This window comes from Thioalkalivibrio sp. AKL6 (genome assembly GCF_000376905.1).
Taxonomy (GTDB): domain Bacteria; phylum Pseudomonadota; class Gammaproteobacteria; order Ectothiorhodospirales; family Ectothiorhodospiraceae; genus Thioalkalivibrio; species Thioalkalivibrio versutus.
On the sequence record NZ_AQXS01000006.1, the window covers coordinates 112,567 to 135,594 of the forward strand.

At 67.5% G+C, this 23,028-nt stretch carries 19 protein-coding genes and 1 pseudogene; 11 read left to right on the forward strand and 9 right to left on the reverse strand.

Annotation, left to right across the window (positions count from 1 at the left end; all coding sequences use genetic code 11):
• Positions 1 to 78 precede the first annotated feature (78 nt).
• The gene (gene parC / locus D575_RS0101350; RefSeq protein ID WP_018144112.1) at positions 79 to 2,340 is read right to left on the reverse strand and encodes a DNA topoisomerase IV subunit A; all 2,262 of its coding nucleotides are present in this window, start codon (positions 2,338 to 2,340) and stop codon (positions 79 to 81) included.
• A gap of 126 nt (positions 2,341 to 2,466) precedes the next feature.
• Between parC and cls the strand changes: the two genes are divergently transcribed.
• Both cls and D575_RS0101360 read left to right on the forward strand, forming a co-directional pair.
• Complete coding sequence (gene cls / locus D575_RS0101355) at positions 2,467 to 3,888, forward strand: cardiolipin synthase (protein WP_018144113.1); 1,422 nt, start codon at positions 2,467 to 2,469, stop codon at positions 3,886 to 3,888.
• A gap of 164 nt (positions 3,889 to 4,052) precedes the next feature.
• The gene (locus D575_RS0101360) at positions 4,053 to 6,959 is read left to right on the forward strand and encodes an EAL domain-containing protein (RefSeq protein WP_018144114.1); all 2,907 of its coding nucleotides are present in this window, start codon (positions 4,053 to 4,055) and stop codon (positions 6,957 to 6,959) included.
• 15 nt (positions 6,960 to 6,974) lie between these two features.
• On the opposite strand, the gene D575_RS0101365 is transcribed toward D575_RS0101360, so the two are convergent.
• On the reverse strand, positions 6,975 to 8,705 hold the full coding sequence (locus D575_RS0101365; RefSeq protein WP_018144115.1) for a diguanylate cyclase domain-containing protein: 1,731 nt from the start codon (positions 8,703 to 8,705) through the stop codon (positions 6,975 to 6,977).
• 153 nt (positions 8,706 to 8,858) lie between these two features.
• Here D575_RS0101365 and D575_RS0101370 point away from each other — a divergent pair, with 153 nt between their 5' ends.
• On the forward strand, positions 8,859 to 9,356 hold the full coding sequence (locus tag D575_RS0101370) for a DUF3293 domain-containing protein (RefSeq protein ID WP_018144116.1): 498 nt from the start codon (positions 8,859 to 8,861) through the stop codon (positions 9,354 to 9,356).
• Between the two features lie 8 nt (positions 9,357 to 9,364).
• Here D575_RS0101370 and D575_RS0101375 read toward each other — a convergent pair whose 3' ends face one another.
• Positions 9,365 to 9,832 (reverse strand): CopD family protein, encoded by a 468-nt coding sequence (locus tag D575_RS0101375; RefSeq protein ID WP_018144117.1) that lies wholly within the window; start codon positions 9,830 to 9,832, stop codon positions 9,365 to 9,367.
• 170 nt (positions 9,833 to 10,002) lie between these two features.
• On the opposite strand from D575_RS0101375, the gene D575_RS0101380 reads away from it, so the two are divergent.
• Positions 10,003 to 10,392 (forward strand): RidA family protein, encoded by a 390-nt coding sequence (locus D575_RS0101380; protein WP_018144118.1) that lies wholly within the window; start codon positions 10,003 to 10,005, stop codon positions 10,390 to 10,392.
• Positions 10,385 to 12,478, forward strand: a pseudogene (gene recG / locus D575_RS0101385) (ATP-dependent DNA helicase RecG); the annotation flags it as partial. The gene D575_RS0101380 and the pseudogene recG, both read left to right, overlap by 8 nt.
• Positions 12,479 to 12,718: 240 nt before the next feature.
• Here recG and D575_RS0101390 read toward each other — a convergent pair.
• The 3 genes from D575_RS0101390 to D575_RS0101400 form a co-directional block, all read right to left on the reverse strand.
• Entirely contained in the window at positions 12,719 to 13,261 is a 543-nt protein-coding gene (locus tag D575_RS0101390) for a DJ-1 family glyoxalase III (RefSeq protein WP_018144120.1), read from the reverse strand.
• A 22-nt stretch (positions 13,262 to 13,283) separates the two neighbouring features.
• Positions 13,284 to 14,558, reverse strand: coding sequence for a S41 family peptidase (locus D575_RS0101395; protein ID WP_018144121.1), 1,275 nt, complete (start codon positions 14,556 to 14,558; stop codon positions 13,284 to 13,286).
• 126 nt (positions 14,559 to 14,684) lie between these two features.
• Positions 14,685 to 15,866, reverse strand: a complete 1,182-nt coding sequence (locus D575_RS0101400; protein WP_038031819.1) for a murein hydrolase activator EnvC — start codon at positions 15,864 to 15,866, stop codon at positions 14,685 to 14,687.
• A 74-nt stretch (positions 15,867 to 15,940) separates the two neighbouring features.
• Here D575_RS0101400 and D575_RS0101405 point away from each other — a divergent pair, with 74 nt between their 5' ends.
• The 6 genes from D575_RS0101405 to D575_RS0101430 all read left to right on the forward strand — a co-directional run bounded on the left by D575_RS0101405 (position 15,941) and on the right by D575_RS0101430 (position 19,348).
• A complete protein-coding gene (locus tag D575_RS0101405; RefSeq protein ID WP_026182005.1) occupies positions 15,941 to 16,276 on the forward strand; it encodes a helix-turn-helix transcriptional regulator in 336 nt (111 codons plus the stop codon).
• Positions 16,277 to 16,304: 28 nt separating this feature from the next.
• On the forward strand, positions 16,305 to 16,733 hold the full coding sequence (locus tag D575_RS0101410; protein WP_018144124.1) for a rhodanese-like domain-containing protein: 429 nt from the start codon (positions 16,305 to 16,307) through the stop codon (positions 16,731 to 16,733).
• Positions 16,733 to 17,023, forward strand: coding sequence for a glutaredoxin 3 (gene grxC, locus D575_RS0101415; RefSeq protein ID WP_018144125.1), 291 nt, complete (start codon positions 16,733 to 16,735; stop codon positions 17,021 to 17,023). Before D575_RS0101410 ends, grxC begins: the two co-directional genes overlap by 1 nt.
• Positions 17,024 to 17,134: 111 nt before the next feature.
• Entirely contained in the window at positions 17,135 to 17,662 is a 528-nt protein-coding gene (secB, locus tag D575_RS0101420) for a protein-export chaperone SecB (protein ID WP_018144126.1), read from the forward strand.
• A 15-nt stretch (positions 17,663 to 17,677) separates the two neighbouring features.
• A complete protein-coding gene (locus D575_RS0101425; protein ID WP_018144127.1) occupies positions 17,678 to 18,670 on the forward strand; it encodes an NAD(P)H-dependent glycerol-3-phosphate dehydrogenase in 993 nt (330 codons plus the stop codon).
• A 99-nt stretch (positions 18,671 to 18,769) separates the two neighbouring features.
• Positions 18,770 to 19,348: a hypothetical protein gene (locus D575_RS0101430; RefSeq protein ID WP_018144128.1), complete on the forward strand. Its 579-nt coding sequence runs from the start codon at positions 18,770 to 18,772 to the stop codon at positions 19,346 to 19,348.
• Positions 19,349 to 19,423: 75 nt separating this feature from the next.
• On the opposite strand, the gene D575_RS0101435 is transcribed toward D575_RS0101430, so the two are convergent.
• From D575_RS0101435 to D575_RS0101445, 3 genes are all read right to left on the reverse strand, one after another.
• Positions 19,424 to 19,708: a hypothetical protein gene (locus D575_RS0101435; protein ID WP_018144129.1), complete on the reverse strand. Its 285-nt coding sequence runs from the start codon at positions 19,706 to 19,708 to the stop codon at positions 19,424 to 19,426.
• 336 nt (positions 19,709 to 20,044) lie between these two features.
• Positions 20,045 to 21,703, reverse strand: a complete 1,659-nt coding sequence (locus tag D575_RS0101440) for a BCCT family transporter (RefSeq protein WP_018144130.1) — start codon at positions 21,701 to 21,703, stop codon at positions 20,045 to 20,047.
• A gap of 68 nt (positions 21,704 to 21,771) precedes the next feature.
• Positions 21,772 to 22,923, reverse strand: a complete 1,152-nt coding sequence (locus D575_RS0101445; RefSeq protein ID WP_018144131.1) for a putative zinc-binding metallopeptidase — start codon at positions 22,921 to 22,923, stop codon at positions 21,772 to 21,774.
• Between the last annotated feature and the right edge of the window lie 105 nt (positions 22,924 to 23,028).

Sequence of the window (23,028 nt, forward strand, 5' to 3'; positions counted from 1 at the left end):
GGGATGAGCCGATAGTCGGGGCGCAGCGGCCAAATTCAAGCACCGCCGCGTTCACAGACCACACAGGTACGCGCGGGTTCAGGCCGGGCGCACCTCCAGGCTGTCCGCGTTCTGATAGCCGCGCGGGAGCTGACGCCCGCGACGCGCGCGCTCGCCAACGTACTCGGCCCATTCCACCGGGGCCAGTGCCTTGAAGCGCTTGCCCGCATGCACGACCAGGGTGTCCTGCGGCGCCAGCACAGCCACCCCGAGCACCCGCTCGGAGCCATCCTTGAGCGCCGCGGACGGGATGCCGATCAGCTTGTTGCCCTTGCCGCGCGCCAGTTCCGGCAATCCCGCGGCCGGAAACACCAGCAGATAGCCGCGGGTCGTAACCACCGCGATGTGATCCTCGTGCGGGTTGCGCACCGGCGCCGGCTGCAGCACGGCCGCGCCAGCCGGTACGCTCAGCACGTTCTTGCCTGCCTTCTGCCGGCCGAGCAGGTCACCCAGCTTGGCAATGAAGCCGTAGCCGTGATCCGAGCCCAGCAGCCAGCGGTCTTCCTCCGCCCCGGTGGCCAGGCCGATAAAACGCGCCCCCTCCGGCGGGTTCACCCGGCCGGAAAGCGGCTCGCCCTGGCCGCGCGCCGACGGCAGCGTGTGGGCCGCAATGGTGTAGGTGCGACCGGTGGAGTCGATGAACGCCACCGGCTGGTTGCTGCGCCCGATGACTGCCGCCTGGAAGGCATCCCCGGCCTTGTAGTTGAGCCCGCGGGGATCGACATCGTGGCCCTTGGCCGCCCGCGCCCAGCCCTTCTCCGAGAGCACGATGGTCAGCGGCTCGGTGGGCACCAGTGCCGATTCGTCCAGCGCCTGCGCGGCCGCGCGTTCGACCAGCGGCGAGCGCCGCTCGTCGCCATACTCCTTCGCGTCCTGCTCGATCTCGCGGCGGACCAGGGTGCGCAGGCGGCGCTCGGAGCCCAGCGTCTTCTCCAGCTGGTCGCGCTCCTGGCTAAGCTCGTCCTGCTCGCCGCGGATCTTCATCTCCTCGAGCTTCGCCAGGTGGCGCAGTTTCAGCTCCAGGATCGCCTCGGCCTGGATATCGCTCAGGCCAAACCGGCTCATCAATTCCGGCTTTGGCCGGTCGTGTTCGCGGATGATCGCGATCACCTCGTCGATATTGAGATAGGCGATCAGCAGGCCTTCCAGCACGTGCAGCCGCGCCTGCACCTTCTCCAGCCGCCATTGCAGGCGCCGGCGCACCGTCTCGATCCGGAACTGTAGCCACTCGCCGAGCAGCCCTGCCAGGTCGCGCACCCGCGGCCGGCCGTCAAGGCCGATCACGTTCATGTTCACGCGGTAGGTCTTCTCGAGATCCGTGGTCGCGAACAGATGCGCCATCAGGCCCTCGACGTCCACCCGGTTCGAGCGCGGGGTGATCACCAGGCGCGTCGGATGCTCGTGGTCGGACTCGTCGCGCAGGTCCTCGACCATCGGCAGCTTCTTCGCGCGGATCTGGGCGGCGATCTGCTCCAGCAGCTTGGCGCCGGAGACCTGGTGCGGCAGCGCGGTCACCACGATGTCGTCGCCCTCGCGCTCGTAGCGCGCCCGCGCCCGGATCGAGCCCTGGCCGGTCTCGTAGACCTTTCGCAGCTCGGCCGGCGGGGAGATGATCTCGGCCTCGGTGGGGAAATCCGGCGCCGGGAGGATCGCGCACAACTCCTCGACCGTTGCCTTCGGGTGCTCCAGCAGGTGCACGCAGGCGGCGGCCACCTCGCGCAGGTTGTGCGGCGGGATGTCCGTCGCCATACCCACCGCGATCCCGGAACCCCCATTGAGCAGCACGTTCGGCAGCCGCGCCGGGAGCATCTTCGGCTCGTCCAGCGCACCGTCGAAGTTGGGCACCCAGTCCACCGTGCCCTGACCCAGTTCGGAAAGCAGCAGCTGCGCATAACGCGACAGGCGCGACTCGGTGTAGCGCATCGCCGCAAAGGACTTGGGATCATCCGGCGAACCCCAGTTGCCCTGCCCGTCGACGAACGGATAGCGATAGGAAAACGGCTGCGCCATCAGCACCATCGCCTCGTAGCACGCCGAGTCCCCGTGCGGATGGAACTTGCCGAGCACGTCGCCCACGGTGCGCGCGGACTTCTTGTACTTGGCGGTGGCGGAGAGCCCCAGCTCGCTCATCGCGTAGATGATCCGCCGCTGTACGGGCTTCAGGCCGTCGCCGATATGCGGCAGAGCACGGTCCAGGATCACGTACATGGAGTAGTCCAGGTACGCCTTCTCGGTGAAGTCCTTCAGCGGCAGCTGCTCGCCGCTGTTGGCGAACAGGCTGGGGGTCTCGATATCGGTCATCGACAGTCTCGCGGACGTGGATGGGCCGGGGTTTTACGCCGGGTCGGGCCCGCGTACTGTAGCGGGCACGCGCCCGGCGTTCCACGGGTGCGGTCGGAAAACCCATCATCGACAAGGAGTCCGTCCGTGCCGGATACAGGCTGGACCGCCAGTATCGTCGCCATCGCCGTCTTCGCCCTGGCGGTGATGAGCGTCGTGCACGCGCTGCTGCAACGCCGCGATACCGGGACCGTCATCGCCTGGGTCGGGCTGATCGTGTTGCTGCCCCTGGCCGGCTCGCTGCTCTACTGGCTGTTCGGCGTCAATCGTATTCGCCGGCGGGCCCACGCCCTGCGCGAGGGCTATCTGATCGCCGACCCCAGCACCGACGGGAGCAGCCTGGCCGAGCCACCGGAACGCTGGCAGCGCCTGCTGCGTTCCGGGGACCGCCTGAGCCCGTTCCGCCTGGTCGGTGGCAACGCGATCGAACCGCTGTTCGACGGCGATCGCGCCTACGCGCAGATGCTGGCCGCGATCGACGCGTCCCGTCACAGCATCAGCCTGGCCACGTACATCTTCGACTATGACCAGGTAGGCGAGCGCTTCGTCGCCCACCTGCAGCAGGCACAGGACCGGGGCGTGCAGGTGCGCATCCTGATCGATGCCATCGGCGCCCGCTACAGCCGTCGCAACACCCAGCGCCAGCTGCGCCGGGTCGGCCTGCCTGCCGCCGCCTTCATGCCGGTACACCTGCCGAGCAGCCTGGCCGCCTTCAACCTGCGCAATCACCGCAAGATGCTGGTGATCGACGGCGCCCGCGCCTTCACCGGCGGCATGAACATCCGCCGCGGCCACAGCCACACCAACCCGGGACCGCACCCCATACACGACCTCCACTTCGAGCTGCGGGGTCCGGCCTGCACCCAGTTGCAGCGGGTCTTCGCGGAAGACTGGCAATTCGCCACCGGCGAACGCCTGGAGGGTCCGCTCTGGCTTCCGCAGTCCGTAGACCCCGCCGGCGCCCGCGCCTGCCGCGGCCTTCCGGACGGCCCGGACGAGGACTTCGAGGTCCTGAACTTCACCCTGCAGTCGGCGCTGGCCGAGGCACGCGAACAGGTCACCATCGTGACCCCGTACTTCCTGCCCGACGTGGCGCTCACCGGGGCGCTGAAGGCCGCGGCCCTGCGCGGGGTCCAGGTCGACATCCTGATCCCCGCCCGGAGCAACCTGCGCCTGGTGGAGTGGGCCAGCCGCCCGCAGCAGGCCGAACTGCTGGAGCGCGGCTGCCGGCTGTGGCTCACACCACCACCGTTCAACCACGCCAAGCTGATGCTGGTAGACCGCGAGTGGGCCCTGGTTGGCTCTGCCAACTGGGACCCGCGCAGCCTGCGCCTGAACTTCGAGTTCAACCTGGAATGCCTGGATGCCGGACTGGGCCAGGAACTGGCCAGCTGGACCGACGCGCTGCGCGCACAGTCGCACCCCCTGACCCTCGAGGAGGTCCGCGCCCGGCCGCTCGCGACCCAACTGCGCGACGGGGCCGCGCGCCTGCTCACGCCGTATCTGTGACCGACCGTTAGCCACCCCCGCGGTGACCCTCACGCGAACCGGGACGCGCGCGCGTGGTCTTTTGTACTGTAGCGGCAGGGACCGAGCGCGGGCACCGACCCGCATCGCTTCACCGCAGGGGGGCAAGGGATGGCACGGCACTGGGACGCAAGCGCAGGGAACCGATGAACGGGATCCTTGCGCCATCGCTCTACCTTGCAGCGGGGCTGGCGATCTATGCCACGCTCAGCCACCTGCTGCACAGCCGGCAAAGCGCCCGGAGCAGCACCGAGCACCGGCTGTTCGCCGCGATGTGCGCCCTGATGGCGGTGCTTGCCGTCGGATCGGCCCAGACCTACCAGGCCGGCACCGTCGAGGCCTATACCCGCGCACTCACCCTGAACGTCTATCTGCTGGGACCGTTCTACGTGCTGTTCGCCGCCTTCGTCGCGGCCCATACGCGCACCCCCGCCCGCTGGCTGATCTCCGGACTTCTGGTACTGCTGGTCATCACCTGGGTGGTCAACACCCTGCAGCCCTACAGCATGCAGTACCAGGTGATCGACGAACTCCGCCTCCTGGAACTCCCCTGGGGCGAAACCGTGGCTCTCGCAGTGGGCACCATCAGCCCCTGGTTCGGCTTTGGCGTGCTCGCGGTCTTTCTGGTCCTGGGCTTCGCCCTCACCACACTGATCCGGCACTACCGGCGCTATCGCCAGACCACCACCCTGCTCCTGCTGGGCGGGATCGGGGTCTTCGTCCTGTTCACGTTGCAGGGCGTCCTGGCCCGGGGCGGCGCACTGGAGATGCCCCAGCTCGCGCCATTCGGCTACGTGGTGATCGTCGTCATGATGAGCCTGGTACTGAACCGCGAGACCGGCGAACGCCTGCGTGACTCGGAAAGCCGTTTTCGGGCGCTGGTGGAGCAATCCCCGGTCGGCATCCAGGTACTCACACCGCAGGGCGAGATCCGCCAGTGCAACGCCGCCTGGGAAACCATGCATGGCGCACAAGCCTCCCTGCCAGGCGGCAACGTTCTCGACCGTCCGAATGCCATCGACCGGCACATCCACGAACCGCTCAAGGATGCCCTGCGCGGACACTACCGCGAGATCGGCCCTCTGCCCTACACCCCGCCAGCCCGCCCCGACCAGTCGGCCGAACCCGCCGACCCCGGCCCGGCGACCCAGACCACCCCGCTCATCACCCCCGAGCGCTGGCTGCGGGGCTGCATCTACCCACTGCAGGATGTCCGTGGCGAGGTACAGGACGTGATCGTGATGCAGGAGGACATCACCGCCGCGCACCGCAGCGAGGACGCCCTGCGCCTGATCGCCGAGGGGCTGCAGGCGCGCTCGCGCGAGGAGTTCTTCCAGCAGCTGGTTCTCAAGCTGAGCAACCTGTTCGCTGCCGACTATGCCCTGATCGGCATCGAGGATCCGGAAAAACCCGGCGTGGTGGAGACCGTCGCCCTGTGTACCGCGGGGCAGATCGTGGAGAACTTGCGCTACGACCTCGCCGAGACCCCCTGCGAACGTGTGCTGGAGATCGGTACCTGTATCTACCCCTGCGACGTACAACAGCGCTTTCCGGGCGACGAGATGCTGGTGGAGATGGACGCCGAGAGTTATCTGGGGGCCCCGTTGCTGGACAGCCAGGGCACGCTGCTGGGGCACATCGCCATGGTCAACCGACATCCGGTGGAGGATGTCGACAAGGCGATGGAGATCCTCGGGATCATGGCCGACCGCGCGGGGGCCGAACTGGAACGCCTGCACACCGAGGAACACATCCATGCCCTGGCCTACCACGACTCCCTGACCGGGCTGGCCAACCGCACCCGCCTGCACGACGACCTGACCCGCCATATCGAGGAGGCCACCGCCGACCACCTGCATGGCGGGCTGATCCTGATCGACCTGGACCACTTCAAGACCATCAACGACGCCCTGGGGCATGCGGTAGGCGACACCGTGCTGGGCGCGGTGGCGGACCGCCTGCGCAGCCATGCCCCCGAGGATGCGCTGATCGTGCGCCTGGGTGGCGACGAGTTCGCCGTTGTCCTGCCCCCCTGCGCCCGGGTACGCGAGACCCTGGAGCCGGAACTGCAGGCAATCGCCGAGCGCATCCTGGAGGCCCTGCAGCGCCCGATCATCATCGGCGAACGCACCTTCGGGGTCGGCGCCAGTCTCGGCTGCGTATGCTATCCCGACGCCGGAGAAAGCTCGGCAGAAGCCCTGCGCCACGCCGATATCGCCCTGTACCAGGCCAAGCGTGCCGGCCGCGGCGGGGTGCAGTTCTACCGCCATGCACTGCAGGACGAGGCACATGCCCGCCTGCAGATCGAGGACGGGCTACGACAAGCGGCCGAACGTGACGAGCTGGACCTGCACTACCAGCCGCAGTTCGACACCGCCGAGCGCCTGATCGGGGTCGAGGCCCTGCTGCGCTGGCAGCACCCGGAGATGGGCCAGGTCCCGCCGGATCTCTTCATCCCGGTCGCCGAGGAGACCGGCCTGATCCACGGGGTCGGTAACTGGGTCCTGGAACACGCCCTGATGCGGCTGTCGCAGTGGCAGGCCGGGAACCTGCAGCCACCTCGCCTGGCCTTGAATCTCTCGCCCTGGCAACTGGCGCGCCCGGACTTCGTCGACCAGTTCCAGGCGCGGCTGCGCCGATACGGGGTGGACGGCCACGCCCTGACCCTGGAGGTCACCGAATCCGGCCTGCTGCGCGACCTGCCGGACGCCATCACCAAGCTGGGCGCGCTGCGCCGGCTGGGCATGCGCATCGCCCTGGACGACTTCGGGACCGGCTATTCCTCGCTCGCCTACCTGCGCGACCTGCCGGTGGACGAGCTGAAGATCGACAAATCCTTCGTCAAGGAGCTGCTGGCCGGCGGTGACCGGACCCTGATCGAAAACATCGTGGACATTGCCCGCAACATGGAGCTCGACGTCATCGCCGAGGGCGTGGAGCACCCGGAGCAGCGGGAGCAGCTCCTGGCCCTGGGCTGCACCCGGTTCCAGGGCTTCCTGTTCAGCGCGCCGCTGACGCACGAACAATTCGTCGCGCGACTGCATCGGCCGTAGACGAGGCCGGCCGATTCAGTCGCGAGCGGCCGGGTCTTCCAGCCCGCAACCCAGCGCGCCGCGCCGGCGCAGGGACAGATCCGTTTGCCGGCGCTCCTCTCCGGAGCATTCCCGGTACAGCACGATCCGGCTGCCGCCTTCCTCCTTCGCCACGTACATCGCGCGGTCGGCGCGCTGCAGCAACGCCTCCACATCGTCCCCGTCCTCGGGGTAGAGCACCGCCCCCATGCTGAGCCCGACGCGAACCGACTCGCGATTCACCTCCACCGGCTCCTCGAAGCGTTCGATCAGCTTGAGTCCGACCCCCGTCACCGCATCCGGATCACGCACATTCTCCAGCAGCAGCACGAATTCGTCGCCGCCCACGCGGGCCACCACGTCGCTCTCGCGCACACCCTCGCGCAGACGCCGCGCCACGGTCACGAGCATCACGTCGCCGGCATCGTGTCCCAGGCGATCGTTGATGGGTTTGAAGCCGTCGAGATCGCAGACCACCAGGGCCAGGCCGGTACCGGCGCGCTGGGCCCGGCGCAGGGCCTGCTGGATATGCTCCTGCAGCAGACTGCGATTGGGCAGGCCGGTCAGGGAGTCATGATGGGCCTGGTGCCACAGGCGCTCCTCGGAGGCCTTGTCGCGGGTGATGTCACGGACCATCCCGAGGACCTGCACGGCGCGGCCTTGGGCGTCCCGATCGATTTCGCCCTCGACCCGCACATGGCGCAGCCCGCCGTCCGCGCGCACCACCCGGTGATCCACCCGGTAATAGGCCTCGTGATCCAGCGCCTCGTTGGTGGCGCGGCGCACCCGCGTACGGTCGTCCGGATGGATGGCTCGCATGTAGGCCTCGAATCCCGCGGTATCGGTTTGCGGGTCGAGCCCGAACAGATCGAATACATGCGTGGACCAGTTCATCCGCAGACCACGAATATCCCAGTCCCAGTAACCGGCCCCGGCAATCCGCTGGGCCTCTTCCAGGCGCTCGGTGGTCTCCTGCAGGGCCGCGGTTCGCCGGGCCACCGCCGCCTCCAGCCCGGCCTGCGTCTCGCGCAGGCGCGCCTCGATCTGCTGGCGTCCCTCCAGTTCCTTGTGCAAGGCGGCGTGATCACGCCAGATCCTCCGGCGCACCCGCACCCACATCAGCACAATCATCAGCATGGTCAGGACGGTGGCCACCAGCATCACCTGCTGCGCCTGTTCATGGCGCTGCGCCATGGCCGCCACCGCCTCCTCGTTATCACGTTCGAAGGCCGCGAGGATGGCCTCCATCTGTTCCAGCACATCCTCCTGCACCGGCATTGCGTCCGCATACAGGATCGCCAGCGCGTCGTTGCGCCCACCCGCCAGGGCAATGTCGAGGAGCTCGGACAGGATCGGGGCACCGGTCGCGGTCAGCGCACGCAGTTCGGCCAGCAGCGCGGCGTCGCGTGGGGTCCGAGCCAGTAATTCCGCACCCTCGCGGGCGTCCAGGAAGCGCTCGGCCAGCTCGCGAAACTCCCGCTGGTAGCGATCCTGCAGGGCCGGGTCCTCGGCACTGATCACCAGCGAGGCGCGCAGCATGCGCTCGCGCACGAGGCTGCGCATGCGATGCACGCGGTCCACCTTCTGCACGTATTCCTCGGTAAGGGCCTGGACGTCGTACTGCAACTGCTGCACCCGAAGCCAGCTGGCGACGGCGACCACCGCAACCAGCAGCAGCACCACAACAAAGGCACCGGTCAGCCCGGGAACGAAGGGACGCGGGGCCATCGCGTCTCAATCCCAGCCGGGGAGGGGCCGGTCCATGGACGCACCCGCACCCGACGAGGCACCACAAACCGCTGTCGCATCCTTGACGCGCATCCCGCTCCCCCTGTTTGATCGACCATATCCGCACGATCCAGGCGGGGAGGTTGCCGCGAGATGTCCACCAATACAAGCAAATACCGCGACCGGATGTCCGCCTCGCGCCCGGAGTCGCCCGCTCCCGTAGCGCAGCTGGCGACACTGGAGAAGGCCTACCTAAGCGCCGCCTACTGCCTGGAGATCGAGGGCAGCAGCCGAGTTCTGCACATCGACCAGCCCGCGAATGATGTCACGGCCTGGATGGCCGAGCGGGACATGCAGCGCCTGGTCCTGTTCACCGCCTGCAATCCGGGCAGCCGCCCGGGCACCGAGGGTGAAAACATCCAACGCCAGCGCCGGCTGGAGCAGACCGTGGCCGAGCACGGCCTGCGCGCATGGCCTGCCCGCAACCGCGACCCGCGCGGCCAGTGGCCGGACGAACCGGGCCTGGCCATCGCGGACCTGCCCGACGACCTGCTGGCGCGCTGGCTGGAGGCCTTCGGCCAGAACGCAGCCGTGCTACTGGAACCGCCGGCTCTGCCCCGGCTGGTATGGCACCCGGGGCTAGGAAGGTAGCGTGCCTCCTACAACGGCAGGCGACCGCCCGAAGCGACCACGATCGTCACCAGACCGATGACGGTGTTGATCCCGACCAGGATGCGGATCTGCCCCAGCCGGCGCAGGCCCTCCTCGGTATCGTTTGCCGCAATGGCCTTGCGCATCCGCCGATAGGGGGCGAAGAACACATGGGCAAAGATCGCCATCATTATCAGACCCAGCAGCAGCATGGTGTGCACGCTGGGATGCACATCACCCATGCCGCCGAACACCCCGAAGATCAGGTAGAAGCCGGTCACCAGGATCACCAGGACCGAGGCCCAGACCCAGGGGAAGAAGCGTGCGAACACACCCTCCCAGAGCTTCAGCCGCGCCGGCCCCTCGAGCTGCTGCCCGGCCACCGGGCGCAGGAACATGTAGGCGAAGAACATACCGCCCACCCAGATCACCACGGCCAGTACATGCAGCACGTTTGCCAGTGCGTATCCCGTCATTGCCTGCTTCCTTTTGTCATTACGGATGTGGCCCGCAGTGTAGCCGTCCGCGTGCACGGCTGCCGAGCCTCCGACCGCACACGCGTGCGGATTGATCAGTAGAATGGCGGGTCCGCATCCAGCAATCGCTGGCCCTATCAAGATTCAACCCGGCAGTACAAGGAGTCCACATGTCGCGCGAGATCATCCAGACCGAAAACGCCCCGGCCGCCATCGGCCCCTACTCGCAGGCCGTGCGTACCGGCGACACCCTGTACCTGTCCGGCCAGATCCCGCTGGACCCGGCCACCATGGAACTGGTCGAGGGCGGCATCGAGGACCAGATCCGCCAGGTGTTCGCCAACCTCCAGGCCGTCCTGGAGGCGGCGGGAGCCAGCACCGCCGATATTGCCAAACTGAACATCTTCCTGATCGACCTGGCTCACTTCCCGCTTGTGAACAAGATCATGAGCGAAGTCTGCAACGAGCCCTACCCGGCACGTGCCGCGATCGGCGTGGCCGCCCTGCCCAAGGGCGCCCAGGTGGAAATGGACGCCATCGCCTGGCGCCCGCGCGACTGATCGCGCTGCGCGAACCCAACCGGTGGAGCTGCAGGTCCCGCTGACCGCGCTGAAGGGTGTCGGCCCGGCGGTGGCGGAACGACTGGAGCGTCTGGGTCTGGAGCAGGCCGGGGACCTGCTGTTCCATCTGCCCCTGCGCTTCGAGGATCGCACGCGCCTGAAGCCGATTGCCGCGCTGCGTCCGGGGCTGGCTGCACTGTTCGAGGGGCGCGTCACCCACTCCGAGGTGGTCCACCGCCGCCGGCGCATGCTGGTGGTCACCCTGGCCGACGGCCAGGCCCAGGTCCTGCTGCGGTTCTTTCACTTCGGGGCCAACCAGCAGCGCCGCCTGAGCCCCGGCACGTGCATCCGCGCCTTCGGCGAGCCCCGCGGCATGCCCGGCGCACTGGAGTGCGTGCACCCGGAGATCCAGACCGTGGGCGATAGCCCGCCGGCGATGGAGTCGCACCTGACCCCGATCTACCCGACCACCGAGGGCGTGTCGCAAAAGCTGCTACGCCAGCTGGTCGCGCACGCCCTGCCGGGGATGCAGGCCCTGCCCGACCTGCTTCCGGAACTGCCCCGGCAGGGCCTGCCTGGCCTGCACTCCGCCCTCGAGCAGCTCCATCACCCACCGGCGCAGGCCGACGCACTGGCCGCCCTGGACACCCCGGAGAACCGCAGCCCGGCGCGCACGCGGCTGGCCCTGGAAGAGCTCTGCGCCCACCAACTCGCGCGCATGCAGCAGAGCCGGATGCCCGCGGACACACGCAGCGCCCCGGTCATCCAGTCCCCGGGGGCGCTGTGGCAACAACTGCGCGGGCAGCTCCCCTTCGAACCCACCGGCGCACAGGAGCGTGTTACCGAAGAGATCCTGGCCGACCTCGCGCGCCCGCAGCCGATGAACCGTCTGGTCCAGGGCGATGTCGGCTCCGGCAAGACCCTGGTCGCGGTCGCAGCCGCGCTAGCGGCGGTAGAGGCCGGCTATCAGGTGGCGTTCATGGCCCCGACCGAACTACTCGCCCGCCAGCACGGGCGCAATCTTGCCCAGTGGATGGAACCACTGGGCGTCGCGATCGCCTGGCTGGGCGGACGCCAGACGGCCAGCGAGCGCGGCCAACTGCTCGCGGAACTGGCCAGCGGGCAGCGCCAGGTCGCGATCGGGACCCACGCCCTGTTTCAGGAGGAGGTGCGGTTTCATCATCTGGGGCTCGCAATCATCGACGAACAGCACCGCTTCGGCGTGCACCAGCGCATGGCCCTGCGCGACAAGGGCAACGGCCGGATGCCGCATCAGCTGATCATGACCGCCACCCCGATCCCGCGCACCCTGGCCATGGCCCTGTACGCGGAACTGGCCAGTTCGGTCATCGACGAACGCCCGCCCGGGCGCACCCCGGTACGCACCGCGCTGATCAGCCATGAGCGCCGTGACGAGGTCATCGAACGCATCCGCGCCGCCTGCGGCTCCGGTACCCAGGCCTACTGGGTCTGCCCGTTGGTGGAGGAATCGGAACAACTGGAGGCGGAATCCGCCGAGGCCACTGCCGAACGCTTGCGCGAGGCGTTGCCGGAGCTGACCATCGGACTGGCCCACGGACGCATGAAGGGACCGGAGCGCGATGCGGTGATGGAGCGCTTCCGCGCGGGCGCGATCGACCTGCTGGTGGCGACCACCGTGATCGAGGTCGGCGTCGACGTCCCCAACGCCAGCCTGATGATCATCGAGAATGCCGAACGCATGGGGCTGTCGCAGCTGCACCAGCTGCGCGGCCGGGTCGGGCGCGGCAGTGCCGCGTCGGCCTGCGTGCTGCTCTACCGTCCGCCACTGGGCGATACCGCACGCGAGCGCCTGGAGGCGATGCGCCGCACCGACGACGGCTTCGAGATTGCGGAGGTGGATCTCAAGCTGCGCGGTCCGGGCGAACTGCTGGGCACGCGCCAGACTGGCGATCGCAGCTTCCGCGTCGCCGACTGGTCACGCGACCAGGACCTTCTGGACGAGGCCGCCACTCTCGCGGCACGCATCGAGAACGACCCGGCGCGCGCCGCCGCCCTGATCGAACGCTGGCTGGGCACCGCCACCCGCTACGCGACCGTGGGATAGCCCAAGAACGAAGGGCGAATCCACCCCGAAGCGCAGGAGACAGCGGGTGTTGATGACGACCGCCATCGGACCTCTTGAGGCGCATCAGAAAGGCCACGATCGTTTTGCAGCGGGCAGGATGCGGATGAGCGCAGCGAATCGCATCGGCCTCGCGGAATGGTCCGGCCCCGATGCGTTTCGCTGCGCTCAACACATCCTACCCTCTTCGTGTCTTCCTTCGTGTCTTCGTGGCTAAGGCCATCAGGGTCTTAGCAGCGGGCCCTCGACGGCGTCGCGGGCCTCGCGGCCGGCGAGCTGTTCGATCAGGGTCAGGGCGAAGTCCATCGCGGCACCCGGGCCACGGCCGGTGATCAGACGCCCGTCGATCTCCACCGGGGCGCCGGTGGACGGGATTCCCGCCTCGTCCAGCGCGCCGGTAAAGGCGGTAACGGTGCGGCCCTCCAGCAGCCCGGCCTCGGCCAGCGCCTTGGGCCCGGCACAGATCGCGGCCAGGTATCCCTCGCGTTCGGCCTGCGCCCGCAGCAAACCCTGCACCCGGGCGTCGTCGCGCAGGTGATCGGCGCCGGGCAGGCCACCCGGCAGGACGATCAGGTCAAAGGACCGATCCAGCACCTGATCAACCGTGGTATCCGGCTGGATGACCGTGCCCCGCGAACAGGTCACCGGCCCGGGCTCCAGCCCGGCCACGGTGACCTCGAATTGCGCCCGGCGCAGCAGGTCGATGATCGTGACCGCCTCCAGTTCCTCGGCCCCCGCGGCCAGGGGCACCAGTACGTTCGGCATCAATCCTCCCTGTCCGCCGCGCTCAGCGGCGGTTGTAGAAGTTCAGGCCCTTCAGGAGATTCAGCGCCTCGTTCATGCCGTAATCGCGCTCGGCCAACGTCTCGCCATTGTCTTCGTCCGCATCCACAGATTCCGGCAAGCCGTCACGGCCCATGCGGGCGCCGCCATTTTCGCTGTCGGAGCGCTGCACCACGAGCTGCTGCAGGCGGATGTCCGGGTCAATCCCGTCCTCGTTGATGGCACGGCCATCAGGCGTGAAGTAACGCGCGGTGGTCAGCTTGATCCCGGTGTTCTGGGTCAGCGGCAGGATGGTTTGCACCGAGCCCTTGCCGAAGGTGTTCTGCCCCATAACCACGGCCCGCCTGTGGTCCTGCAGCGCACCCGCCACGATCTCGGAGGCGGAGGCCGATCCGCGATTGACGAGGACGACCATCGGCGCGCCCTTGAGAACATCCCCCGGCGAGGCCTGGTAGCGGAACTGCGAATCCTCCAGCCGACCTTCGGTGTAGACGATCAGGCCTTCTTCGAGGAAGGCGTCCGAGACGCCCACAGCGCCCGTCAGGATGCCGCCGGGGTTGTTGCGCAGATCCAGCACGAGCCCCTGCAGCTCGCCCTGTTCCTGCAGGTCTTCGATTGCCCGCACCAGGTCGCGTGCCGTGCGCTGCTGGAAATTGCTGATGCGTACGTAGCCGAAGCCGTCCTCCAGGATCTCGGAGCGCACGCTCTGCACCTGGATCACATCGCGGGTGATGGTGATTTCTTTCGGGCGGTCCTCGCCATCACGCAGGATGGTCAGGGTGATGTCCGAGCCTTTCTCGCCACGCATCTTGGCGACCGCGTCGGACAGGGACATACCCTTCACCGACTCGCCATCCAGGCGAATGATCAGGTCACCGGCCTCGACCCCGGCACGGCTGGCCGGGGTGTCATCGATCGGCGCGATGACCTTGACGAAGCCGTCTTCCATGCCAACCTCGATGCCCAGCCCGCCAAACTCGCCGGAGGTCCCGACCTGCATGTCCTCGAAGTCCTGTTCGTCCAGATAGGCCGAATGCTGGTCAAGGCCGGACAGCATCCCCTGGATCGCACTGTCCAGGAGATCCTTGTCTTCGACCTCGGTGACGTAATTGCGCTTGATGCGCATGTATACGTCAGTGAAGCGCTGCAGATCTTCTACTGGCAGAGCGGATTGCGCGCCATTGTCGCGGTCGGCGTAGACGGCCACCGAAACACTCAGCATGACCCCGACAACCAGTCCGACGATCAGGGAGTATCCGGTGCGACAAGACTTGCTCATTACCTTTCCTCGTTCACTTGAGGTGATTCGTGTGAAGATGGTAGCACCCGCAATGTGACGGCTGCCTGAATGCACGCCGCCGATCGGCCTTTTGCCGGGGCATGGGCGCATTCCATCTTGCTTCCTCTACTGAGAGGGCCACCAGCTTTCGGGGTTCAATGGCCCGCCGTTGTGACGGATCTCGAAGTAAAGCCCGGGCGCGATCGCCTCGCTGCCCTCGCCCGCCACGGCCAGTTGCTCGCCGGCGCCCACGGTCTCGCCTTCCGCCACCAGGATCTCCTCTACATTGGAGTAGAGCGTCAGGTAGCGCTCCCCATGATCAACGATCACCAGGAAGCCGTAGCCCTGCATCCAGTCGGCGTAGACCACCCGGCCGAAGTGCACCGCGCGTACCGCCGTGCCGTTATCGACCTCCAGCACCGCGCCGCGCCAGCGTGAACGCAGGCGGCTACCACGGGACTCGTTGAAACTGCGAATCACTCGGCCTTCGGCCGGACGCGGGAGTTCGCCCTCCAATTCCACGAAGCCGACGTCCGGCCGTTCGGGGGTAAACTCGCGGGGTGCCGCGGCACGCGCCGCGCTGCGTGCCTCGACCTCCTCGATTACCGCCTCCAGGGTTTCGGCATTGCGCGCCAGGCGCTCCAGTTCCAGCGACTCGTCCTCGATGGCCGCCTCCAGCTCCGCCATCGCCTGGCGCTGGTGCGCCTCCTCGCGTTCCAGATCCGCGACCGCCGCGCGGGCCTGCTCTTCCCGTTCTGCCAGCACCGCCCGCTCCCGCGCGAGTTCCTCGCGCGCCGTCTCCAGCGCCTCGATTCGATCGCGCAACACGACCAGGGCCTGCTCGCGCGCTTCGCGGATGCGCGCGGCAAACGCGGCCTGATGGCGATGCTCCGCGGCCTGACCGTCGCTCCGTCCGGGATGGCGTTCGCCCTGCCACTGATCGCGCACCAGGCGGGCCGCGGCGCGGCGTTCTGCCTCCAGCCGCTCCCGGGCCTCGTCCACACGGTCCTCCTGGTCGGCGACCACCGCCTCCTGACGCGAACGCGCCCGCGCCAGCTCGCGCAGCTCCTGGCGCGAGGCCTCGGTCCCGCGAGCGGCCTCCGCAAGCAGCCCTTCCAGCTGCTGCAGGGCCGCGTAACGCTCTTCCTGGCTGCGCTCCAGGTCCTGGATGGCCTCGCGCGTCTCGCGCAGCTCCGCCTCCGGTTCCAGCGCCACGGCGCTGACCGGCCACAGAAAACAGAGCAACACACCGCACCACAAAAGGGCGCGTGAACCGCTTGGATGACTCAAGATTGCGCAAATTCGCATATCGGGGTACGTTTAGGTTCTTATATTCTGACCCAGTTGCGAGGGCCTGCCCTCGCGAGCAAGAGAGGCATGCCGTGAGCAACGAAACGGTTGAAGACGAAATGTACGTCGAAGACGGTTTGATGTCCCAGGACGAAGACATCGAGCGGGCCTCGCGCTCGCTCAAGGCCATGTCCCACCCGCTGCGTCTGAAGATCCTCTGCATTCTCGGCGATCGCGAAATCAGCGTACAGGAAATCGTCGATCAGGTCGGGACGTCGCAGAGCAACATCTCGCAGCATCTCGGCATCCTGCGCGACAAGGGCATCCTCGCCACGCGCAAGGACGCCAACCGGGTTTACTACCGGGTGGGGGACTCCCGGACCCTGCGCCTGATCGGTATGATGCAGGACGTTTTCTGCAGTTCCTGACACCCACCCCTCCGATCCGGTCTCCCGAATGCTTGAACGCCTGCCCGAATTTCTCGCCAACCACCCCATCCTGACCGGCGCCCTGCTGGCGGTGATCGGGATGATCCTGTTCGTCGAACTGCGACGCCTGAACCGCAAGTATCGGTCGCTCTCGCCGGTCGAGGCGGTGCGCGTGATCAACCAGGACGACGCCCTGGTGCTGGACGTGCGCGAGGACAACGAAGTCGCCTCCGGGCGCATCGGCGGTGCCAAGCACATCCCGCTCGGCAGCCTGAAAAAGCGCATGGGCGACATCGAGAAATACAAGGACAAGCCGGTAGTGGTGTACTGCCGCAGCGGCAACCGCTCCGCCAGCGCCGCGCAGCAACTGACCGCGGCCGGGTTCGAGGACGTAGTCAACCTGCAGGGCGGCATCCAGGCCTGGCAATCGGCCAACATGCCCATCAAGAAGAAGTAATGCAGTTCGAGGTCTACTCCAGCGGGCGCTGTCCATTCTGCCTGCTCGCGCGGCGCCTGCTCAACCAGCGTGGCTACCCTTTCGCGGAGTATGCCGTCGACCGCGAACCCGGTCTGCGCGCGGAGATGGAACAGCGCGCCGCCGGCCGCACCTCGGTCCCGCAGATCTTTCTCGGCGATACGCACATCGGCGGCTTCGACGAACTGCAGGCGATGGACAGTAACGGCGAACTGGCGCGCCTGGCCAGCGAGGCCGGCCTCGAAGCCCCGACCGACAACGCATCCGGATAACACGCGCCGCCGCCGGCAACGGGCGGCAAACGGGATCGCCCCGGCCACCCCGAAAAACACCGCTCATCCCCCTTACAATGCCCCGATTCCAGACGACTGCGAGACAACATCATGGCTGAAGAGAAGAATTCCCCGAAGAGCGGCAACGGCGCGGCCCAGGCCGAACAGAGCGACCGGCCCGACTTCTCCATCCAGAAGGTCTTCATCAAGGACCTGTCCTTCGAGGCGCCGGAATCCCCCGAGGTATTCATGCGCGAGTGGAAGGGCGAGACCAACATCCAGCTGAACACCAACGCACGTCCGATCGACGAGGCCGCCGGCGCCTTCGAGGTGGAACTGGGCCTGACCGTGACCACCGAATCCGACGGCAAGACCGCCTATCTGGTCGAAATCAAGCAGGCCGGCGTGTTCATCGTGCGCAATTTTGCCGAGGATCAGCGCAACCACCTGCTGGGTGCCTACTGCCCCAACGTGCTGTTCCCGTTCGCCCGCGAAACGGTGGCCGACCTGGTACTGAAGGGCGGCTTCCCGCAGCTCCTGCTACAGCCGGTCAACTTCGAATCGCTGTATGCCCAGCACCTGCAGGAACAGAAGCAACAGGCCGGCGGGGAACAGGCCGAGCCCACGCAACAGGCCTGACGCGAGGCGCAACCGATGCGTATCGCGGTCCTCGGAGGCGGCTGCTGGGGCACGGCGCTGGCGCTGCATGCGGCCCGCCTGCATGCCGACGTCGCCCTGTGGGTGCGTGGGGACGATACCGCCACGCGCCTGCAGCACCAGCGCGAGAACGCCCGCTACCTTCCCGGCCACCGCTTCCCGGACAACCTGCGCGTCAGCGCCGACCCGGCAATCGTCGATGACCGCGATCTGGTCCTGATCGCGGTCCCCTCCGGCGCGTTCCGCGAGACCCTGCGCTGGCTGGCCCCACGGCTGGCGCGCGCGCAGATTGTGGCCTGGGCCACCAAGGGCCTGGAGACGGCGACCGGGGCCTGGCTGCACGAGATTGCCGAACAGGAACTCGGGCGGGAGCGCCCGCCCGCCCTGATTTCCGGCCCCTCGTTTGCCGCCGAGGTCGCACAGGAGCAACCCACCGCACTGTCGGTCGCCTCCAGCGACGAGGGGCACATGGACGCACTGGTTGCGGCCCTGCACGGGCGCTCGCTGCGCCTGTACCGCAATACGGACGTGATCGGCGTGGAACTGGGCGGCGCGCTGAAGAACGTGCTCGCGGTGGCCACCGGTATTGCCGACGGCGCCGGGTTCGGGGCCAATGCGCGCGCCGCACTGATGACCCGTGGGCTGGCCGAGATCCAGCGCTTCGGCGCGGCGGTCGGCGCCCGTCCGACCACCCTCACCGGCCTCTCCGGACTGGGGGACATGATCCTCACCTGCACCGACAACCAGTCGCGCAACCGGCGCCTGGGCCGGATGCTGGGCGAAGGCCTGGATCTCGACACCGCCCGCGCGCGGGTGGGACAGTCGGTGGAGGGTGTAGAGACCGCCCGGGTCGCTGTGGCGCGGGCGAAGGCACTGGAAGTGGACATGCCGATCTGCGCCGAGGTGCACGCGGTGCTCTATCAGGGCCGCCCGGTGCACGACACTGTGCGCCGGCTGCTGGAACGCGACGCCACCCGCGAAGAGGACTGAACCCGCGTCCGCAAAAGCCCCGCGCGACACCCGCACAATCGCCCGTACGCTCCGGTCGGACTACCGTGGCCCTCACACGCGAACGCAACGGAGAACCGCATGAGCAAGGCCTGGAAGGAACTGGACCTGGAAGGTGGCGGCCTGCAGGCGGTCAACGCCCGCCTCGCTCGCGAGATGCGCACCCGCCCTGCGGCCTACGCTGCGTGGATCCTGTTCCCGCTCGGGCTGCATCGCTTCTACCTGCGCGAGCCGCTGGGCGGCGCCGGCTTCCTGGCACTCAGTGCGGCCACCCTGGCCCTCGCCGGATTTGGCCCCGCCGCCTGGTGGTTGCTACCGCTGATTATTGGCGTGTCATGGGCGCTGGTGGACCTGTGGTGGATCGACCGTCGGGTGACCGACTACAACAAGGAGCTACGCAAGCAGCTCTTCCTGCGCAAGGGCCACAAGCCACCGCAGGACTACCGTGGCCGCTACACCAGCGACGAAGACGCCCGCCGCGAACTGGACGAATACCAGCAGATCAAGGAAGCCGAAAAGCCCGGGCAATCAGGCCTGGCCGGTCGCAACGACCCGGCCCGCGACGCCGGCGGCAAGCGCCGCATGCCCAGCTTCAACGAACAGGAAGCCATGCTGCGCCAGATGCGCAAGGACAAAAACAAAGGCGACGGGAACAACTGACCGCCGCCTTCACAAGATCGCCGAGGTTGCGCCGCCCCCGGTTGCGGCCACGCCCGACGGCATGGCCCGTGGCGCTCAGTTCTCGCCGGGGCGCCACACGCCACTGGCCTCCTGCGGCGGCGGGGCGGTCTGCTTGCGGCTCTCGACGTCCACGAACACCGACTCGGTAAATTCGGAGAGCTGCTTGAGGTACTCCTTGCGCTCGTTCACCGACTCCGGCATCTGCGCGACCATGAACCCGGTGATTGCGCTCAGGTACTGCACGGCCACGATGGGTTGCTGCGCCTTCGGGTCCACCTCGGTCAGCAGATCCTGGACCTTCTGAATCAACTCGCCGGACAACTGCAGGGTATCGCTCATGGGGTTCCTCTCGCGGTTCGTGAAATCGTTGCGCACAGGCTACGGCAAGCCCCGCCACCCCGAAAGTGAACGCAAGATGCGCGGGCCTTTCCCTCCCTGGTGTGTTCACCACGAAGCGCGCGAAGGCACGAAGAAGGTCAAGTTCAAGAGCGATTTGAACCACAGAGGGCACAGAAGACACGGAGAACATCAGGGTTGAAGGGCAAGGCGGATCGAACTGCGCCTTCGCCACCCAGGCGTTACCGCGTTCCTTCCTTTTCTCTGTGCCCTCTGTGGTGCAAAGGCTTTTGACCTTCTTCGTGCCTTCGTGTGCTTCGTGGTGGAAAACAGGGGCGGTCAGGAGCGACGAGGGTCGTCGTCTTCGTCACGGGCCTCGGGGGCATCGTCGTCCATATCAAAGTCCTCGTGGACGCGATCCGGCGGAATGGTCCATGGCTCGCTGGGGGCGACCGTATGCGCGCCCGGGCGTGGGGCATAGCGCTCGTCTTCCAGGGCGCGCATCAGGCCCACCACCATCATCAGCATCACCAGCGAGAACGGCAGCGCGGCCAGGATGACTGCATTCTGCAGGACCTCCAGCCCTCCGGCCAGCAGCAAGACGCCGGTCACCAGACCGATCATCGCGCCCCACAGGATCAGGTGAATCGCCCGGTGTTCGGTGGCCCCATGGGCCAGCAGGGTGTTGATGACCACGATGCCGGCATTCGCGGAGGTCAGCAGGTAGGTCGCGATCAGCACCGTGATCAGCACGGCGCCGGTCTGCGCGATCAACCAGGGTTCCAGGGTCTCCATGGTGGCGAAGGTTGCCATGGTCAGGTCTTCCGCCACGCGATCGGCAATGTTTGCGATGCCCTCGACCTCGGCGTGCAGGGCCGTACCGCCCAGCAGCGCAAGCCAGAAGAAGGTGATCAGGGTCGGCACCAACAGCACCCCCGTGACGAATTCGCGCAGGGTGCGCCCGCGCGAGATGCGCGCGATGAACAGCCCAACGAACGGCGCCCAGGCCAGCCACCAGCCCCAGTAGAAGACCGTCCAGTCGGAGTGCCACCCGTCCAGGTGGTGGGCATGGGTGTACAGCGACAAACCCAGCAGGTTCTGCATGTAGCTGCCGCTGGACTGCACCACCAAGGCCAGCAAGTACTGGGTCGGCCCCCATACCAGCAGTAGTCCAAGCAGAGCGACACTGAGCCACAGATTGGCCTGGCTGACCCGCTGCACCCCGGCCTGCATCCCGGCCACCACCGACACGATCGCAGTCACCGTCAGCAGCGCCGTCAGCAGCAGGAGACCGCGATCCCCTTCCAGCGAGAGGCCCAGGGTATGCGCCAACCCGGCCTCCAGCTGCTGGATACCCAGCCCCAGGGTCGTTGCGATCCCGAAGACCGTGGCCACAATGGCGAGCAGATCCACCAGATCGCCCGGCCAGGTATGGCTGTACTTGCCGATCAGCGGGTGCAGGGCCGAGCGCAGCGCCAGCGGCTGGCCCTTGCGGAAGCTGAAATAGGCCAGGATCAGCGCCAGCAGCGCGAACACGCCCCAGGCGTTCAGCCCCCAGTGGAAATACGTCAGCACCATCGACATGTCGGCGGCGGCCGCCTGGTCGCCGTTCTCGCTCAGGAACGGGTTGCCGCCGTAATGCGACAGCGGCTCGGCCACCGCCCAGAACAGCAACCCCACGCCCATGCCGGCGGCGAACAGCATCGACAGCCACGACAGCGTGGTGAACTCGGGCACTTCGTCGTCACGTCCCAGGCGCACGTCCTTGTAGCGCCCCACCCCGAGCCAGATCACCATGACCAGGAAGAAGGCCATGATCACCACGTAATACCACTCCAGCAGCGGCGTCACGAAGGCACGCGCATCCCCCACCACCGCGCCCAGCTGCTCGGTTCGATAAACCCCCAGCAGGGCGATGATCACCACGAGGATCAGCGCCAGCGGCGCAACACGCGGGTTCAGCCCCTTGAACGGGCCGCGGGTGGCAACGTTGTACATCTGGCGTCCTTTCGCTTGCGCGATGGATGTATTTCAGGACCGGACCTTTGCCGATCCATGCCAGCAGATCAAGGGCCGGTGGCGCCCGCCGGTTGTACGCGGCTGCCCATGCGGAAATCCTGAATGACCTGATGCACGAACGCCAGCTTGGCGATCGCGGTAGCGGTCAGCACGAAGGGGTAGACATGCGAGTGGCCCATACTGCGGTTGAGGCTGTTCAGGGCGCTGACCAGCGGCAGCCAATGCTCCAGAAGCAGATCGAAGTCCGCCGTGGCATAGGCATCAAAAGCCGGCAGATTCCCCTGTGCCCCCAGCCGCGCCGACGGTCCGGCGACGGGTTCGATGTCCATGTTGTAGGCAGAGGCCGTGTCCAGCGTATCCACGATGTGCAGATAGTGGGCCCAGGTCTCGGCCCAGTCTTCCCAGGGGTGGGAGCTGGCATAGGCGGACACGAACGAGGCCTGCCAATCCGCCGGCGGACCGCCGGTGTAATGGCGCCGCAGGGCCTCGTCGTAGTCCGCGCGCTCGTCGCCGAAGCGCTCGCGAAAATCGGCATGCCAGTGGGTACCACGAATCAGACGATCCCAGTAGTAGTGCGCGGACTCATGGCGAAAGTGGCCGAGAATGGTGCGATAGGGTTCGGCCATCGCCTCGCGCATGCGCTCGCGCACCGCGGGATCGGCCTCGGCGATATTGATCGTAATGAGCCCGTGCGAATGGCCGGTGACCACGCCACCGCCCTCGCGGAATTCCGGGGCCGGGTCGGCCAGGAAATCAAACGCAATCCCCCCAGGATCGCTTTTCCGCGGCACCACCGGCAGGCCCAGGCGCAACAGGCCATATACCAGGCGTCGCTTTTCGGCCTCCAGACGCTCCCACAGCCGCGCATTGCCCGGCACACTGAGGTCCGGGATGGTGCGATTCAGGCGGCAGGCGCGACAGAAAGGCTCGGCTTCCTCATAGGGCACCATCCAGTTGCACACCGCATCCACCGCATAGTGCCGGCACTGGCGATAAAACAGCCCGTCCGGCTCGTCCGCTACCCGCCACAGGCCACCGGGGATCGGTCGCCCGCGGGCGCCCACAGCCTCCCCCGCCGGCACCAGGGCGGAGACCTCCAGGCGGTCCGGCAGGAATCCCAGCCGGTGGCCGCAGCGGGTACAGAAGGTGTTGTCGAAGTACACCCCCTGCCCACAGACCTCGCACTCGAACAACTGCATCGCGCTCCCCGTTGGCTGGCCTGCCGAGGACGTCCAGGCGACAGGCATGCCTTCAGACTACGCCGATCCCATGGCGCCGTCGCGACGGCAGGCACCAACACAGAC